This is a genomic window from Roseivivax halodurans JCM 10272 (genome assembly GCF_000521785.1).
Lineage (GTDB): Bacteria > Pseudomonadota > Alphaproteobacteria > Rhodobacterales > Rhodobacteraceae > Roseivivax > Roseivivax halodurans.
Genome location: NZ_JALZ01000005.1, coordinates 205,664 through 222,375 on the forward strand (window position 1 = coordinate 205,664; position 16,712 = coordinate 222,375).

General features: G+C 67.5%; 17 protein-coding genes. 14 read left to right on the forward strand and 3 right to left on the reverse strand.

Features of this window, described 5'->3' with window-relative positions:
* Position 1: 1 nt before the first annotated feature.
* Entirely contained in the window at positions 2-955 is a 954-nt protein-coding gene (gene hemC, locus OCH239_RS07160) for a hydroxymethylbilane synthase (RefSeq protein WP_037260363.1), read from the reverse strand.
* Between the two features lie 97 nt (positions 956-1,052).
* Here hemC and hemE point away from each other — a divergent pair, with 97 nt between their 5' ends.
* The 5 genes from hemE to OCH239_RS07185 all read left to right on the forward strand — a co-directional run bounded on the left by hemE (position 1,053) and on the right by OCH239_RS07185 (position 5,952).
* Positions 1,053-2,078 (forward strand): uroporphyrinogen decarboxylase, encoded by a 1,026-nt coding sequence (gene hemE, locus OCH239_RS07165; RefSeq protein WP_037260365.1) that lies wholly within the window; start codon positions 1,053-1,055, stop codon positions 2,076-2,078.
* A 176-nt stretch (positions 2,079-2,254) separates the two neighbouring features.
* Positions 2,255-3,187: an ABC transporter ATP-binding protein gene (locus OCH239_RS07170; protein ID WP_037260368.1), complete on the forward strand. Its 933-nt coding sequence runs from the start codon at positions 2,255-2,257 to the stop codon at positions 3,185-3,187.
* On the forward strand, positions 3,184-3,945 hold the full coding sequence (locus tag OCH239_RS07175) for an ABC transporter permease (RefSeq protein WP_037260370.1): 762 nt from the start codon (positions 3,184-3,186) through the stop codon (positions 3,943-3,945). Before OCH239_RS07170 ends, OCH239_RS07175 begins: the two co-directional genes overlap by 4 nt.
* A gap of 231 nt (positions 3,946-4,176) precedes the next feature.
* Positions 4,177-4,623, forward strand: coding sequence for a cupin domain-containing protein (locus tag OCH239_RS07180; RefSeq protein ID WP_244430319.1), 447 nt, complete (start codon positions 4,177-4,179; stop codon positions 4,621-4,623).
* A gap of 93 nt (positions 4,624-4,716) precedes the next feature.
* The gene (locus OCH239_RS07185) at positions 4,717-5,952 is read left to right on the forward strand and encodes an MFS transporter (protein ID WP_037260372.1); all 1,236 of its coding nucleotides are present in this window, start codon (positions 4,717-4,719) and stop codon (positions 5,950-5,952) included.
* Between the two features lie 16 nt (positions 5,953-5,968).
* Here OCH239_RS07185 and OCH239_RS07190 read toward each other — a convergent pair whose 3' ends face one another.
* Positions 5,969-7,564, reverse strand: a complete 1,596-nt coding sequence (locus OCH239_RS07190; RefSeq protein WP_051489342.1) for a sodium:solute symporter — start codon at positions 7,562-7,564, stop codon at positions 5,969-5,971.
* 93 nt (positions 7,565-7,657) lie between these two features.
* On the opposite strand from OCH239_RS07190, the gene OCH239_RS07195 reads away from it, so the two are divergent.
* On the forward strand, positions 7,658-8,527 hold the full coding sequence (locus OCH239_RS07195; RefSeq protein WP_037260374.1) for a 50S ribosomal protein L11 methyltransferase: 870 nt from the start codon (positions 7,658-7,660) through the stop codon (positions 8,525-8,527).
* Positions 8,528-8,639: 112 nt separating this feature from the next.
* The gene (locus tag OCH239_RS22585; RefSeq protein ID WP_157577820.1) at positions 8,640-8,981 is read left to right on the forward strand and encodes a hypothetical protein; all 342 of its coding nucleotides are present in this window, start codon (positions 8,640-8,642) and stop codon (positions 8,979-8,981) included.
* 82 nt (positions 8,982-9,063) lie between these two features.
* Here OCH239_RS22585 and OCH239_RS07205 read toward each other — a convergent pair whose 3' ends face one another.
* Positions 9,064-9,273, reverse strand: coding sequence for a DUF1127 domain-containing protein (locus OCH239_RS07205; protein ID WP_051489343.1), 210 nt, complete (start codon positions 9,271-9,273; stop codon positions 9,064-9,066).
* A gap of 309 nt (positions 9,274-9,582) precedes the next feature.
* Between OCH239_RS07205 and ruvC the strand changes: the two genes are divergently transcribed.
* From ruvC to OCH239_RS22590, 7 genes are all read left to right on the forward strand, one after another.
* Positions 9,583-10,080: a crossover junction endodeoxyribonuclease RuvC gene (ruvC, locus tag OCH239_RS07210; protein ID WP_084782250.1), complete on the forward strand. Its 498-nt coding sequence runs from the start codon at positions 9,583-9,585 to the stop codon at positions 10,078-10,080.
* The gene (ruvA, locus tag OCH239_RS07215; protein ID WP_037260378.1) at positions 10,077-10,754 is read left to right on the forward strand and encodes a Holliday junction branch migration protein RuvA; all 678 of its coding nucleotides are present in this window, start codon (positions 10,077-10,079) and stop codon (positions 10,752-10,754) included. Before ruvC ends, ruvA begins: the two co-directional genes overlap by 4 nt.
* 13 nt (positions 10,755-10,767) lie before the next feature.
* On the forward strand, positions 10,768-11,796 hold the full coding sequence (gene ruvB, locus OCH239_RS07220; RefSeq protein ID WP_037260380.1) for a Holliday junction branch migration DNA helicase RuvB: 1,029 nt from the start codon (positions 10,768-10,770) through the stop codon (positions 11,794-11,796).
* Positions 11,797-11,986: 190 nt separating this feature from the next.
* Positions 11,987-14,008, forward strand: coding sequence for a M3 family metallopeptidase (locus tag OCH239_RS07225; RefSeq protein WP_037260383.1), 2,022 nt, complete (start codon positions 11,987-11,989; stop codon positions 14,006-14,008).
* 287 nt (positions 14,009-14,295) lie between these two features.
* On the forward strand, positions 14,296-14,607 hold the full coding sequence (locus OCH239_RS07230) for a co-chaperone GroES (protein WP_037260387.1): 312 nt from the start codon (positions 14,296-14,298) through the stop codon (positions 14,605-14,607).
* 62 nt (positions 14,608-14,669) lie between these two features.
* Positions 14,670-16,313, forward strand: coding sequence for a chaperonin GroEL (gene groL / locus OCH239_RS07235; RefSeq protein ID WP_037260390.1), 1,644 nt, complete (start codon positions 14,670-14,672; stop codon positions 16,311-16,313).
* Between the two features lie 188 nt (positions 16,314-16,501).
* The gene (locus OCH239_RS22590; RefSeq protein WP_157577821.1) at positions 16,502-16,648 is read left to right on the forward strand and encodes a hypothetical protein; all 147 of its coding nucleotides are present in this window, start codon (positions 16,502-16,504) and stop codon (positions 16,646-16,648) included.
* Positions 16,649-16,712 lie beyond the last annotated feature (64 nt).

The window sequence follows — 16,712 nt, forward strand, 5'->3', positions numbered from 1 at the left end:
CTCAGGCGCTCGCGATCCAGTCGAAGAAATCGGTGCCGGCGCGGTCCAGAAGCTCTCGGGCCAGGTCGCGGCCCATGTCGGGGCCGTCGGCGATGGAGCCCTCGCGCTCGCCCGAATGCGCCTCGGAGCCGTCGGGGCGCAGCACCTCGCCGCGCAGCCAGAGCCGGTCGCCGTCGAGCAGCGCAAGGCCCGCGATGGGCGTCTCGCAGGAGCCGTCGAGCGCCGCGAGATAGGCGCGCTCGGCGGCGATTCTCTGCGCGGTCTCGAGATCGTGGATCGCCGCCAGCATCTCGGCCGCGCGGTCGTCGTCGATGCGCCGCTCGATGCCGATGGCGCCCTGCGCGACCGCGGGGAGCATGTCCTCTGGATCCACGGGCGTCTGCGGCAGGTCGGTCATCTCGAGGCGGTTGAGCCCGGCGCAGGCGAGGAAGGTGCAGCGCGCGACGCCGTCCTCGAGCTTGCGCAGGCGGGTCTGCACGTTGCCGCGGAACTCGACCACTTGGAGGTCGGGGCGGCGGTGCTGCACCTGCGCGCGGCGGCGCAGGCTCGACGTGCCGACGACGGCGCCCTCGGGCAGATCGGCGATGCGGGAGAATTCGGGCGAGATGAACGCGTCCCGCGGATCCTCACGCGGCAGGTAGGTGTCGAGAATCAGCCCCTCGGGCTGCAGCGTCGGCATGTCCTTCATCGAATGCACGGCGAGGTCGATCTCGCCCGAGACCATCGCCGCCTCGATCTCGCGGGTGAAGAGCCCCTTGCCGCCAATCTCCTTCAGGGGGCGGTCGATGATACGGTCGCCGGTGGTCTTGATGACCACGATCTCGAACGCCTCGTGCGGCAGATCGAAGGCGGCGGCGAGCCGGTCGCGGGTCTCGTTCGCCTGAGCGAGGGCGAGCGGCGAGCCGCGGGTGCCGATACGCAGGGCGGCGTCGGGGGAGGGAAGGTCGAGTGCCATGGGGCAAGGCTTATGACGGGTGGGGCAGGCTGGCAAGCGCGCTTGACACGAGCGCCCTGCCGTCCGAGGTGTTGCAGGCTGCAAGAAGGGGCCCCCGATGACCAAGACGATCCTGCGCGCGCTGGCCGGAGAGACGCAAGATGTGCCGCCGATCTGGATGATGCGGCAGGCCGGCCGCTACCTGCCGGAATACCGCGCGACGCGCGAGAAGGCCGGGGACTTCCTGTCGCTCTGCTACAATCCCGAGCTCGCCTCGGAGGTCACGCTGCAGCCGATCCGGCGCTACGGCTTCGACGGGGCGATCCTCTTCGCGGACATCCTGCTGCTGCCGCAGGCGCTGGGCGCGGATCTGTGGTTCGTGACCGGCGAGGGGCCGCGGCTTTCGACCGTCACCACCGAGGCCGATTTCGAGAAGCTGAAGCCGGTCCACGCGATCGACGAGACGCTGTCGCCGATCTACGAGACGGTGAAGATCCTGTCGCGCGAATTGCCGGCTGAGACCACGCTGATCGGCTTCGCCGGCGCGCCGTGGACGGTCGCGACCTACATGATCGCGGGCAAGGGCACGCCCGACCAAGGGCCGGCGCACGCGCTGAAGGACGAGAACCGCGCGCTCTTCGAGCAGCTTCTGGGCAAGATCACCGAAGGGACGATCGAGTACCTGTCGCGCCAGATCGAGGCCGGGGCCGAGGTGGTGAAGATCTTCGACAGCTGGGCGGGATCGCTTCAGGGCGACGATTTCCAGCGCTACGCGGTCGAGCCCGCGCGGATCATCATCGAGGCGCTGAAGCGCCGTCACCCGGACGTGCCGGTCATCGCCTTCCCGCGCGGCGCGGCGGAGCGGTTCAAGGGCTTCCACGCGGCGACGGGTGCCACTTGCGTCGCGCTCGACGACGGGGTCACGCCGGACTGGGCGGCGGAGCACGTGCAGGTCTCGGGCTGCGTGCAGGGCAACCTCAAGTCGTCGCACATGGTCACGGGCGGCGAGGAGCTTGTCGCCGAGACGCGCGCCATCGTTGAGGCGTTCTCGGGCGGGCCGCATATCTTCAACCTCGGTCACGGGATCACGCCCGATGCGGACCCGGACAACGTCTCGCGCATGATCGAGGCGATCCGCGGCTGAGCGGCCGGAGTGGGGGCGCCGCCCCCACACCCCCGGAGTATTTTTGCCAAGAAGAAGGGGCGCGGCTGGGCCAGAGCGCCGCGGTCGGCGCACAGCGTTGTGCCGCAGCGCACATTGCGTTCGGGCGGGCCGCATCTAGGTTCGGCGGTAACGGAACTTCGAGGGAAGGCGGGCCGATGGCCGCGATGGTGCAGATCAGGGACGCCCGGAAGGTCTATGCGGGCGGCTTCGAGGCGCTCAAGGGCGTCACGCTCGATATCGAGGAGGGCGAGATCCTCGCGCTGCTCGGCCCGAACGGCGCGGGCAAGACCACGCTCATCTCGTGCATCTGCGGCATCTCGCAGCCGACCTCGGGCAGCATCACGGTCGGCGGGCACGACGTCGTCACCGAGTATCGCGGCGCGCGCTCGCTCGTCGGGCTGGTGCCGCAGGAGGTGAACCTCGAACCCTTCGAGAAGGTGTGGAACACGGTGCGCTTCACCCGCGGCGTCTTCGGACGGCCGCGCGACGACGCGCATCTCGAGGACATCCTGCGGCGGCTGTCGCTCTGGGAGAAGCGCGACGCCAAGATCAACGAGCTTTCGGGCGGCATGAAGCGCCGGGTGCTGATCGCCAAGGCGCTGAGCCACGATCCGAGCGTGCTGTTCCTCGACGAGCCGACCGCGGGCGTCGACGTGGAGCTGCGCCGCGACATGTGGCGCATCGTCGAGGACCTCAAGGCCTCGGGCGTGACGATCATCCTCACCACCCATTACATCGAGGAGGCGGAGGCCATCGCCGACCGGGTCGGCGTGATCTCGGGCGGGCGGCTGCTGCTCGTCGAGGAGAAGGCCGCGCTGATGACGCGGATGGGCCGCAAGGAGCTGCGCATCGATCTTCAGGAGCCGATCGGCGCGGTGCCGGAGCGGCTCTCGGAGTTCGATCTGACGCTCGAGGACGAGGGGCACACGCTGGTTTACAGCTACGACACCTCGGCAGAGCGCACCGGGATCGCCCGTCTGATGACCGAGATGAGCGAGGCGGGGCTCGTCCTGCGGGACGTCCGCACGAGCCAGAACTCGCTCGAGGACATCTTCGTCGGGCTGGTGCATGAAGGAGATGCGGCATGAATTGGACAGCCGTCGGCGCGATCTACCGCTTCGAGATGGCGCGCTTCTTCCGCACGCTGCTGCAGAGCTTCATCTCGCCGGTGATCTCGACCTCCCTCTACTTCGTGGTCTTCGGGGCGGCGATCGGCAGCCGGATCCAGGAGGTCGAGGGCGTCAGCTACGGGGCGTTCATAGTGCCGGGGCTGGTGATGCTGTCGGTGATCACGCAGGCGATCTCGAACGCGTCGTTCGGGATCTATTTCCCGAAATTCATCGGCACGATCTACGAGCTTCTGTCGGCGCCGATCAACTTCCTCGAGATCGTTGCGGGTTACGTGGGCGCGGCGGCGACCAAGGCGCTCTTCATCGGCATCGTCATCCTGGCCACTGCGGCGCTCTTCGTGCCGCTCCGGATCGAGCATCCTTTCGCGATGCTGGCCTTCCTCGTTCTCACCTGCCTCAGCTTCGCGCTGCTCGGCTTCATCCTCGGGATCTGGGCGAAGAACTTCGAGCAGCTGCAGCTGGTGCCTCTTCTTGTGGTGACGCCGCTGATCTTCCTCGGGGGTTCGTTCTACTCGATCTCGATGCTGCCGGGCATCTGGCAGAAGATCGCGCTGCTGAACCCGGTCGTCTACCTCATCTCGGGGTTCCGCTGGTCGTTCTACGGCCTTGCCGACGTGCCGGTCGGGGTGAGCCTGATCGCCATCGCGGCCTTCACGGGGATCTGCCTCGCGGTGATCTGGTGGATCTTCCGCACCGGGTGGCGCATCCGGAGCTGACGCGCGCTTCTTCGGTTGTCCGCAGAAAAGCAATCCGTCCGGTGAGTGCTTTCTCATCCCCACCTCCGGTCGCGAGGCGCAGTCGGGCCTGAGGGCCGGATCGCGACATGGCGACTGTCGCGAACGGAGCGCCCGATCGCGACGGACGCCGTGTCGGGTTTCGGCGCGACGGTCCCGGATGCTGCGGGGTATGAGCACCCAGTGACATGCCGGCGATGGAGGAGACGCCCCGTGGCGCTGACGGATATGGATGTGGCCGCGTTCGGGGGGATCTCGGACGCGGTCGGGATGATGGCCGCGATGCCCGTCGTGGCGAACGCGGATCATGCGCCGCTCGAGGGCGGAGAGGATCCGGCCTTCGGCACCGTGCGGTGGCGGACGCTCTTCTCGGCGGACCGGACAGAGACGCACGGGATGGTGCTGGGCGTCGCGGAGTTCGGGCCGGATGGCACGCTGCTGCCGCATCGGCACGCGCCGGCGGAGATCTATTACGGGCTCGCGGGCGACGGCGTGGTGACCATCGACGGCATCGCGCATGCGATCGCACCGGGCGTTGCGCTCTATATCCCCGAGGAGGCCGAACACGGCACGGTGGCGGGGCCGGAGGGGCTGAAGTTCCTCTATTCCTTCCCGCGCGACCGCTTCTCGGACGTCGATTACCGGTTCACCGCGCCCTGATGCCGACCGGGCGTCCGGGGGCCTGCAACCCCCGGATAATGGCCCGTCAAGTTTTGCCTCGCCGTGCGCGGTGAAAGGGGCTAGAGCCGGACCATGACCCGGATCGTTCCCCTGGGGCAGGCGCGCGACCTGCCGATCTGGCAGCGCCCAGTGACGCTGCTGTTCCTCATGGCCATCGCCATGCCGCTGTCCTTCGCGACATGGTCGGCGCTGCTCAACAACTTCGTCATCGAGGCGGCGGAGTTCGACGGCTCGGATATCGGCTGGCTGCACAGCGTGCGCGAGATCCCGGGCTTTCTCGCCGTGGGCGTGATCGCGGTCATCGTCTTCATGCGCGAGCAGGTGCTGGCGCTGGTGTCGCTGACGCTTCTGGGTGCGGCGACGGCGGTGACGGCGTGGTTCCCCTCGCTCGGCGGGATCCTGACGATCACCATGTTGAGCTCGATTGGCTTTCACTATTACGAGACGGTGAACCAGTCGCTGACGCTGCAATGGCTGCCGAAGGACCGCGCGCCGCAGATCCTCGGCTGGATGCTGGCCGCCGCCTCGGCCTCGGCACTCGTGGCTTATGGCGTGATCGTGATGACCTGGGAGAGCCTCGATCTGTCCTACAATACCGTCTACATGGCGTCGGGCGGGCTGACGATCCTGATCACGCTCTATTGCGCGATCGCCATGCCGCAATTCGAGGCGCCGGAGCCGCAGATCAAGCGCTTCGTGCTCCGCAAGCGCTACTGGCTCTATTACGCGCTGCAATTCATGTCGGGCGCGCGTCGGCAGATCTTCGTCGTCTTCGCGGGCTTCATGATGGTCGAGCGTTTCGGCTTCGAGGTGCACGAGGTCACGGGGCTCATGCTGGTGACCCTCGTCGCCAACATCGTCTGCGCGCCGCTCCTCGGCCGGGCAGTGCACCGCTTCGGCGAGCGCAGCGCGCTGGTCTTCGAATATGCGGGGCTGGTGGTGGTGTTCCTGGCCTATGGGGGCGTCTACTGGTTCGGCTGGGGCGTGGTGCTGGCGGCAGCGCTCTATGTCGTCGATCACCTGTTCTTCGCGCTGGCACTGGCGCTCAAGACCTATTTCCAGAAGATCGCCTCTCCGGGGGACATCGCGCCGACGGCGGCGGTGGCCTTCACCATCAACCACATCGCGGCGGTCTTCCTGCCGGCGCTTCTGGGATATCTCTGGCTCGTCTCGCCGCAGGCGGTGTTCGCGCTGGCGGCGGGGATGGCGGGCACGTCGCTGGCGCTCGCGCTGCTGATTCCGCGGCATCCGGCGCCGGGGCACGAGACGCGGCTCCAGCCGCTGCTGGCGGTGGCGCCGGCCGAGTGACCGGCGCCCGCCGGGATCACCAGAAGAGGATCAGGATGCCGAGCATCGCGGCGCCGAGGAGCCAGGCCCAGATCTTGACGTTGGCGTAGATCGGCGCGTCGTCGCGGAGCGCCTCGGTCGCAAGCTCGCGGTTCCAGGTCGCGGATTCGTATTCCTCACCTGCGCCATGGCTGCCTGAGAGGCTGACCGCGGCGTAGATGATGCAGGAGACCAGCGTCATCAGGCCGACATTGGCGGTGAAGTGGATCGGCCAGTATTCTAGCTGCGTCGCGATGAAGACCGCGATGGCGATGCCGTGGCCGGCCCAGAGCGTGGTGAAGGCGGCAGTGTCCGTGCCGCGCTGCCAGAGCGCGCCGAGGATGAAGATCGCGACGACCGGCGGCACGAGGACCGAGAAGGCCTGCTGCAGGTAGTCCCAGAGCCCGCCCATGTCGTCGATGAACGGCGCCCAGAGGATCGCGATCACCATCAGCACGAGCGTCGTGATCTGGCCGATGCGGCGCTGCTCGCCGGGTTCGCGGTCGGCGATGTTCATGAAGTCGTGGCCGATGAGGGTCGAGGACGAGTTCAGCGTCGAGTCGACGCTCGACATGATCGCGGCGACGAGGCCGGCGAGGACGAGGCCGGTCAGGCCCGCGGGCAGGACGGTCGTGGTGATCGTCGGAAACACCATGTCGGCATTGGTGAGATCCGGCACCACGGAGATCGCCATCGCGCCCGGCAGGACCATGATGAACATCGGGATGATCTTGAGAAAACCGCCGAGGATCGCGCCGCGCTGGGCCTCGCGCAGGTCCCGCGCGCCGAGGACGCGCTGGACGATGTACTGGTTGGTGACCCAGTACCAGAAGCCGAGGAGCGGCACCCCGAAGAAGAGGCCGGTCCAGGGCAGGGTCTCGTTGTCGCGCGGCAGAACGAGGCTGAGCTGGTCCTCGTTCGGCATGCTCTCCTTCACGTTCGCCCAGGAGAAGTCGTTGCCCTGAAAGAGGATGAAGGTCATCGCCGCGCAGCCGACGATCAGAACGACGGCCTGCAGGACGTCGGTGTAGACCACCGCCTTTAGGCCGCCGGTGGCGGTGTAGATGCCGGCGAAGATGCCGAGGCCGACGCAGGTCTGCCAGATCGGTATCTCGGGGAAGAAGGTCTTCACCACGACGCCGCCCGCATAGAGGCCGCCCGCGGTGTCGACGATGACCGTCAGGACGATCGTCACCGCCGAGAAGTAGAGCCGCGCGCGCCGGTCGTAGCGGCGCTCGAGCCATTCGGGGATCGTGGTGACGCGCGCCTTGAAGAAGAGAGGCGCGAAGATGAAGGCGAGCAGGATCAGCGGGATGCCCGCCATCCATTCGTAGGCCGAGGCCGCGATGCCGGTCGTGTAGGCGGCGCCGGTGAGGCCGATGAGCGTCGTGGACGAGATGTTGGAGGCGAAGAGCGAGAAGCCGACGACGCCCCAGGTGAGGGTCCTGCCGGCTAGGAAGAGATCCTCGCCGCTCTCGGTTCGTCGCGAGACCCAGACGCCTATGCCTATGACGACGAGGAAATACGCGGCGAGAACGGCTATATCGAGACCTGTAATGGCGCCCGACACCGCTTGCGAGGCGGTCTCTTCCATGCTTGAAGCCCTCCCTAAGCATCAAGGTTCTCGGCCCAACCGACACGATCTGGGGCAGGTTCCTGCTTTTCTTGCCGTAAGGGGAACGCAACCATGGCCACTTTCACCGCCTTGACAACGCTACCGGGGCGCGAGCCGGCCGAGGCCCTCGGAGAGGCGCTCGAGGCGCTCGATCCCACGCCGACGGGCGTCGGCGTCTTTGAGATCGAGGACGACAGCGGTGTCTGGGAGGTCGGTGGCTATTTCGACGAGCGGCCCGACGAGGTGCAGCTTGCGCTGCTTGCCGCGGCCTATGGTGCGGCCGATTTCGCGGTGTCGGAGGTGCCCGACACCGACTGGGTCGACAAGGTGCGGCGCGAGCTGACGCCGGTCGAGGCGGGGCGGTTCTTCGTCTACGGCAGCCACGACGCGGACAAGGTGCCCGAAGGGTCCGAGCCGCTTCTGATCGAGGCAGCGATGGCGTTCGGGACCGGGCACCACGGCACCACCCTTGGCTGCCTTCGGGCGCTCGACCGGCTCGACGGGCAGGGGATCGTGGGCAAGAAGGTCGCCGATATCGGCTGCGGCACGGCGGTGCTCGCCATGGGCGCGGCGCGGATCTGGCCGAACCCGGTGATCGCGTCCGATATCGACGAGGTGGCGGTCGAGGTGGCCGAGGCCAATGTGCGGGCGAACGGTCTCGAGGGGCGCGTGGAATGCCTCGAAGCCGTTGGCTTCGACCATCCGCGGATCGCCGAGGCGGCGCCCTTCGACCTCATCTTCGCCAATATCCTGATGGCGCCGCTGATCGAGCTGGCCCCGGATATGGCGAGGCACACCGAGCCGGGCGCCCATGCGATCCTCTCCGGCATCCTCACCCGGCAGGCGGACGAGACGCTGGATGCCTATGTGGAGGCCGGCTTCGAGGAGGCCTACCGCGAGGTGATCGGGGATTGGGTGACGTTGACATTGCGCCGCACCTGAACCCGGAAGCTTCCTCCGACCCGGCGCGATTTGCCTCAACCTTGTCTCAATCCGGAGCTACATGGTCCGCCATGTGACTCCGGTGGGGGCCGGTCGGACATGCGAGGCTGGCATGACAGAGGGATCGAGGGACTTTGCCGCAAGACATCAGCGGATCCGTAACAGGCATCGCCGCCTTGCGGGGGGTTATGTCACGCGGTTGAACGCCAACGGCGTGATCGAGCATCGTCCGGCCCGGAGGGTGAACGTTCCGCTTGCGGCGCCGCTGGCGATCCTCGTCGCAACCTTCCTCGGATTGCGGATCCTGCTTCTGTCGCAACTCGGTGCGGCGCAGTATTCCCACCACCTCAACATGCTGTCGCAGGGCGGACTTGCCGAGCGGATCGGCGCGGCGCTTCTGACGCCGGATCCGGTGACCGAAGCCGTAGCCGAGATGGTCCCGGCGGTGCTCTGAGAGGTTTCGATAGACTGGAGAACGAAAAACGCCGCGCCCGGAGCTTCCGGAGCGCGGCGTTTCTGTCTTGGTGTCGCGCGTCTCAGCGGCGGCGGGCGACGCGCGGGATGTCGGCGCGGGTCAGGCCGACGTCGTCGAGCTCGCGGTCGGTGAGTTCCGCCAGTGCCTTTTCGGTGCGGCGCACTTCGCGCCACTGCGCGGCAGTGCCGAACATGTTGACGAAGAGGCCGCCGATCTGACCGGCGACATTGAGGTTGGAGGGGCGGGCGGGGTCGTAGATGCTGATCGACATGTGCGGAATCCTTGATGTGCGGAAGATCTGGGCGCTCTGGGCTGCTTGAGGCTCAGGTAGAAGGCGCTCTGTGAACCCGCAAGCCGTGAAAACCGCATGGGTCACATGCGAAATTTGCATGGCGATCGTCGCTGCATGGTCATGATTTCAAAAGGTTTCTGTGCCGTGAGGGGTCAAGCGTGTGGCGCGTGTCGCATCCGGTCGTCAAAGCGTCGCGAAGGGGCTCCGGAAGATGCGGCCCACCGCTTCCCCTTGGCGCATGTTCGCGCTTCGTGCTAGGAGGGGCAAAACGACAAGAGCGAGGCGGCAGTGACCCGAGTGCTGGGGATCGATCCGGGATTGGTGAATCTCGGCTGGGGCGTGATCGAGGCCGATCGCGGCCGGATGCGCCACGTGGCGAACGGCACCTGCCATTCGGGCAAGGGTCCGCTCGCCGAGCGTCTGAAGGCGCTCTATGCCCAGCTGTCGGAGGTGATCGAGCGGCATGCGCCCGAGACGGCGGCGGTGGAGCAGACCTTCGTGAACAAGGACGCCGTGGCGACGCTGAAGCTCGGCCAGGCGCGGGCGGTGGCGCTGCTGGTCCCGGCGCAGTTCGGGCTCTTCGTCGGGGAATACGCGCCGAACAAGGTCAAGAAATGCGTCGTGGGCGTGGGACATGCCGACAAGACGCAGGTGCAGCACATGGTGAAGATGCAGCTGCCGGGGGTGACCTTCGCCTCGGCGGACGCCGCCGACGCGCTGGCGATCGCGATCTGCCACGCCTTCTACATGCCCTCCGAGACGCCGATGGTGGGAGGCGCAGCATGATCGGGCGCGTTTCGGGCCGGATCGCCTACAAGGCGGACGATCACGTGCTGATCGACGTCGGCGGCATCGGCTATGTCGTCTATTGCTCGGATCGGGTGATCGCGGGGCTCGGCGTGCCCGGGGAGTGGGCGGCGCTCTTCACCGATCTCATGGTGCGCGAGGATCTGCTGCAGCTTTTCGGTTTCCCTACGCTGGTCGAGAAGGAATGGCACCGCCTGCTGATGTCGGTGCAGGGGGTCGGCGCCAAGGCCTCGCTCGCGATCCTCGGCACGCTCGGGGCCGAGGGGGTCAGCCGGGCGATCGCGCTCGGCGACTGGAATTCGATCAAGGCGGCCAAGGGGATCGGGCCGAAGACCGCGCAGCGGGTCGTGAACGAATTGAAGGACAAGGCGCCGACGGTCATGGCGATGGGCGCGGGGCCGGTGGCCGCGGCCTCCGCGCCGGGGATGTCCGCGCCGGAGCCGGATGCGGTGATCGATGCGGAGCCCGCGCCTTCGGCCCCTGCGCCGGCGCAGGGCGGTGCGGCGCAGTCCGAGGCGCTCTCGGCGCTGACCAATCTCGGCTATTCCCCCGGCGAGGCGGCGGGCGCGGTGGCGCGGGCTGCCGGGGACGCACCCGAGGCCGACACGGCGGCGCTGATCCGGGCGGCGCTCAAGATGCTGGCGCCGGCATGACCGGGGCCGCGCGATGAGTGCCGGACCCGATCCGATGATGCGGCCCGAGGGGCAGGCCGAAGACCGCGACCGCGCGCTCCGCCCCGAAAGCCTCGACGAGTTCGTCGGGCAGGCCGAGGCGCGGGCCAATCTGCGCGTCTTCGTGCAATCCGCCCGGCAGCGCGGCGAGGCGATGGACCACACGCTCTTTCACGGTCCGCCCGGCCTCGGCAAGACGACGCTGGCGCAGATCATGTCGAAGGAGCTCGGGGTCAATTTCCGCATGACCTCGGGACCGGTTCTGGCCAAGGCGGGGGATCTCGCGGCGATCCTCACCAATCTCGAGGCGCGGGACGTGCTCTTCATCGACGAGATCCACCGGCTGAACCCGGCGGTCGAGGAGGTGCTCTACCCGGCGATGGAGGATTTCGAGCTCGACCTGGTGATCGGCGAGGGGCCGGCGGCGCGGACCGTGCGGATCGAGCTGCAGCCCTTCACCCTCGTCGGCGCGACGACGCGGCTGGGGCTGCTGACGACGCCGCTGCGCGACCGGTTCGGTATCCCGACGCGGCTGCAATTCTACACGGTCGAGGAGCTCGACCTCATCGTGACGCGGAACGCGGTGAAACTCGGCGTGCGGGCCGAGCCCGAGGGCGCGCGCGAGATCGCGCGGCGGGCGCGCGGCACGCCGCGGATCGCCGGGCGGCTGTTGCGGCGGGTCGTGGATTTTGCCGTGGTGGAGGGCGACGGCGTGGTGACGCGCGCGCTTGCCGACTGGGCGCTGACGCGGCTCGGGGTGGACGGGCTCGGCCTCGACGGCGCGGACATCCGGTACCTGCGGCTCATCGCGGAGAATTACGCGGGCGGTCCGGTGGGGATCGAGACGATCTCGGCGGCGCTGTCGGAAAGCCGCGACGCGATCGAGGAGGTGATCGAGCCCTACCTGCTGCAGCAGGGCCTGATCCAGCGCACGCCGCGGGGGCGGATGCTGGCGCAGAAGGGCTGGTCGCATCTCGGCATGCCCGCGCCGGCGGCGCCGGGGCAGGCGCGGCTCTTCGAGTGAGGCGTTTGCGCCCCGCGGCGGGTGCGGGAGCCTCCGGCGGGGATATTTGTGGTCAAGAAGAAAGGAGCGGCGCGCGTGGCCGGGTGGCGGGGGAGCCTCCGGCGGGAGTATTTCTGCCAAGAAGAAGCGCGCGTGCGGATTGAGGCGGGGGCTGCGGGGGACTAGCTGAAGGGTGACAAAGGAGAGCTTCATGACCAATCCGCTGCTTGCCGAGTGGGACACGCCCTTCGCGCTTCCGCCCTTCGACGCCATTTCCGACGAGGATTTCCCGGCCGCCTTCGAGACGGCGCGGCTCGAGCATCTCGCGGAGGTCGCGGCGATCGCAGAGCAGCCCGAGGCGCCGTCCTTCGACAACACGATCCTCGCGCTCGAAGGGGCGGGGCGGTCGCTCGACCGGGTGCTGTCGGTGTTCTTCTCGCTGGCGGGGGCGGACAGCACCAAGCGGCGGCAGGAGCTGCAGCGGGACTTCGCGCCGAAGCTCGCGGACCATTCCTCGCAGATCTACGGCAACGAGACGCTGTTTGCGCGGATCGCGGAGCTCTGGGAGCGGCGGGAGGAGCTGGACCTCGCGCCGCAGGAGGCGCGGCTTCTCTACCTCACCCATCGCGGCTTCGTGCGGGCGGGCGCGGCGCTCTCGGGCACGCAGGCGGTGCGGATGAAGGAGATCAAGGCGCGGCTGTCGGTGCTCGGCACGGCGTTCACGCAGAACCTTCTGGCCGACGAGAGCGGCTGGCAGATGGAGCTCTCCGAGGAGGATCTCGAGGGGCTGCCGGAGATCGTGAAGGCCTCCGCGCGGGCCGCCGGAGAGGAGCGGGGCGCGGCGGGGCCGGTGATCACGCTGTCGCGCTCGCTCATCGTGCCGTTCCTGCAATTCTCGCCCCGGCGCGATCTGCGCGAGACGGCGTGGCGGGCCTGGACCTCGCGCGGGGCCATGGGCGGGGAGACCGACAACCGCGAGATCGCCGCCGAGGTGCTGGACCTGCGCCACGAACGGGCGGGGCTTCTCGGCTTCGAGACCTTCGCGGCCTACAAGCTCGAGACCGAGATGGCCAAGACGCCGGAGGCGGTGCGCGAGCTTCTGGTCGCGGTGTGGAAGCCGGCGCGGGAGCGCGCGCTCGCCGATCAGGCGGCGCTCGAGGAGATGATGCATGCGGACGGCGCGAACGGCCCGCTCGCGGCGTGGGACTGGCGCTATTACGCGGAGAAGCGGCGCAAGGTGGAGCACGATCTCGACGAGACCGCGCTCAAGCCGTACCTGCAGCTCGAGCGGATGATCGAGGCGGCGCAGACCTGTGCGCATCGTCTGTTCGGGCTGGAGTTCAAGCCGCTCTATGTGCCGCTCTATCATCCCGATTGCCGGGCCTGGGAGGTGACGCGGGAGGGCCGGCACGTGGCGGTCTTCGTCGCGGATTACTTCGCGCGGGCGTCGAAGCGGTCGGGGGCGTGGTGCTCGGCCATGCGGATGCAGGGCAAGCGCCCGGTGGAGCAGTCGCCGATCGTGGTGAACGTGTGCAATTTCGCCAAGCCGTCGGCCGGGCAACCGGCGCTCCTCAGCTACGACGACGCGCGCACGCTCTTCCACGAGTTCGGGCATGCGCTGCACCAGATGCTGTCGGACGTGGAGTTCGCCTCGATCGCGGGCACCTCGGTGGCGCGGGACTTCGTCGAGCTGCCCTCGCAGCTCTACGAGCACTGGCTCGAGGTGCCGGAGGTGCTGGGCGAGTTCGCGACCCATGCAGAGACCGGAGAGCCGATGCCGAAGGAGATGCTCGAACGGGTGCTGGCGGCGGCGAATGCCGATCAGGGGTTCCAGACGGTGGAATACGTGGCCTCGGCGCTGGTCGATCTGGAGTTCCACGACGCCGCGGCGCCGGAGGATCCGATGTCCAAGCAGGAGGAGATCCTGGCGCAGCTCGGCATGCCGGAGGCGATCGTGATGCGGCACGCGACGCCGCATTTCGCCCATGTGTTCGCCGGTGACGGCTATTCCAGCGGGTACTACAGCTACATGTGGTCCGAGGTCATGGATGCCGATGCCTTCGCCGCCTTCGAGGAGGCGGGTGGCGCCTTCGACGAGGGCATGGCACGGCGGCTCGAGGAGGCGATCCTGTCGACGGGCGGATCGGAGGAGGCGGGCGATCTCTACCTGCGCTTCCGCGGCCGGATGCCGGGCGTCGAGGCGCTTCTGAAGGGGCGCGGGCTCGCGGCCTGAGGTCAGGCCGGGGAGGGCGCGGGATCCGTGCCCTCTTCGCGATCGAAGTACGCGGCCCGGGCCGGGTCGGCGGGGACATGCGGACGGGGTTGAACCCGTCGATCCCCATCCTCACCTCAGTGACACGCAGCGGCGAGGACGGCGTGAAATATGCATGCATCTGCCAGTTGACAGACATGCGCACTTTGCCTAACTCCGCATGCGTTAGCACTCGCCGCGAGTGAGTGCTAAAGGGCTCGCTCGAGCGAGGAGCCCTGACATAAACTTTGAGCCAAGGAGACTCGAAGATGGCATTCAAACCGCTTCATGACCGCGTGCTCGTTCGCCGTGTTGAAAGCGACGAGAAGACCAAGGGCGGTCTGATCATTCCCGACAGTGCGAAAGAGAAGCCGGCTGAGGGCGTGGTCGTTGCGTGTGGCGAAGGCGCGCGCAAGGATTCGGGCGACCTGATCCCGATGGCAGTCAAAGAGGGTGACCGCGTCCTCTTCGGCAAGTGGTCGGGCACCGAGGTGCAGATCGACGGTGAAGACCTGCTGATCATGAAGGAATCCGACATCCTCGGCGTGACCGCGGATGCAGCGGAGGCGAAGGCGGCCTGAAGGGCGCCCGACCTCATTCTTCATACAAACCCGAATTTTCCTGAACCAGGAGAGAAGTGAACATGGCCGCCAAGGACGTGAAGTTCGATACGGATGCCCGCAACCGGATGCTGCGGGGCGTCAACACCCTCGCCGATGCGGTGAAGGTGACCCTCGGCCCCAAGGGCCGCAACGTCGTGCTCGACAAGTCGTTCGGCGCACCGCGCATCACCAAGGACGGTGTGTCGGTCGCCAAGGAGATCGAGCTCGAGGACAAGTTCGAGAACATGGGCGCGCAGATGGTCAAGGAAGTGGCCAGCCGCACCAACGACGAAGCGGGGGACGGCACCACCACCGCGACCGTTCTCGCCCAGTCGATCGTGAAAGAAGGCGTGAAGGCCGTCTCCGCCGGCATGAACCCGATGGACCTCAAGCGCGGCATCGATCTTGCCACCGCGAAGGTCGTCGAGCACATCCGCAACGCCGCACGCAAGGTCGAGAATTCCGACGAAGTCAGCCAGGTCGGCACGATTTCGGCGAACGGCGAAGAATCCATCGGCAAGATGATCTCGGACGCGATGCAGCGCGTCGGCAACGAGGGCGTCATCACCGTCGAGGAGAACAAGGGCACCGAGACCGACGTCGAAGTCGTCGAGGGCATGCAGTTCGACCGCGGCTACCTCAGCCCCTACTTCGTGACCAACTCCGAGAAGATGATCGCGGAGCTGGATGACTGCCTCATCCTGCTGCACGAGAAGAAGCTCTCCTCGCTGCAGCCGATGGTTCCGCTGCTCGAGCAGGTGATCCAGAGCCAGAAGCCGCTCCTCATCATCGCAGAGGACGTCGAAGGCGAAGCGCTCGCGACTCTCGTCGTGAACAAGCTGCGCGGCGGCCTCAAGATCGCAGCCGTGAAGGCTCCGGGCTTCGGCGACCGCCGCAAGGCCATGCTGCAGGACATCGCGATCCTGACCGGCGGCCAGGTGATCTCCGAGGATCTCGGCATGAAGCTCGAGAACGTCGGCATGGAGATGCTCGGCTCGGCCAAGCGCGTGTCGATCTCGAAGGACGAGACCACCATCGTCAACGGCAACGGCGACAAGTCCGAGATCGAAGCACGGGTCAACCAGATCCGCGGCCAGATCGAGGAGACCACGTCGGACTACGACCGCGAGAAGCTCCAGGAGCGTGTCGCGAAGCTGGCGGGCGGCGTGGCCGTCATCCGCGTCGGCGGTGCGACCGAGATCGAGGTGAAAGAGCGCAAGGACCGCGTCGATGACGCCCTGAACGCGACCCGCGCGGCCGTGCAGGAAGGCATCGTCGTCGGCGGTGGCGTCAGCCTCGTGCAGGGTGCCAAGGCGCTCGACGGCCTCACCGGTGCGAACTCCGACCAGAACGCCGGTATCGCGATCGTCCGCAAGGCTCTCGAGAGCCCGCTGCGCCAGATCGCCGAGAACGCAGGCGTCGACGGTTCGGTCGTCGCGGGCAAGATCCGCGAGAGCGAGGACCTCAAGTTCGGCTACAACGCCCAGACCGACGAATATGGCGACATGTTCAAGTTCGGCGTGATCGACCCCGCGAAGGTCGTGCGCACCGCGCTCGAGGATGCGGCGTCGATCGCAGGCCTGCTGATCACCACCGAAGCGATGGTCGCAGACCGTCCGCAGAAGGAAGGTGCAGGCTCCGGCGGCGGCATGCCCGACATGGGCGGCATGGGCGGCATGATGTAATCATGCTCCCTTGGCCTGCGCCCCCCGGGGCAGTGGGCCGAACGGACACAGTGGAGCCCGCGCATTTGCGCGGGCTCTTTTTTCATTCCCGAACAACGGTATGATGCCGGATTATCCGAAAGACGGCGGAACTCCGCTCAACAAGCGGCGTTAAGTGCCCAAGAGTAAAGCAGAGGCTTAGAGGCATCATGCACCCGATCATCGTCACCCTTATGATGCTCGTGACCATCGTAGGAATGTTCTCGCTCAGCGGGGCGCTCATCGCGCTTGCCGGCCGCGAGCCGCGTACCGCAACCGCCCCGGCACCGCGTCCGGTTCCGGCGCCGAACGGCTGACACGCGACACATCACGGGACTTCGAAAGGGACCGCTCCGGCGCCAGCCCCTCAGATAAATGTTG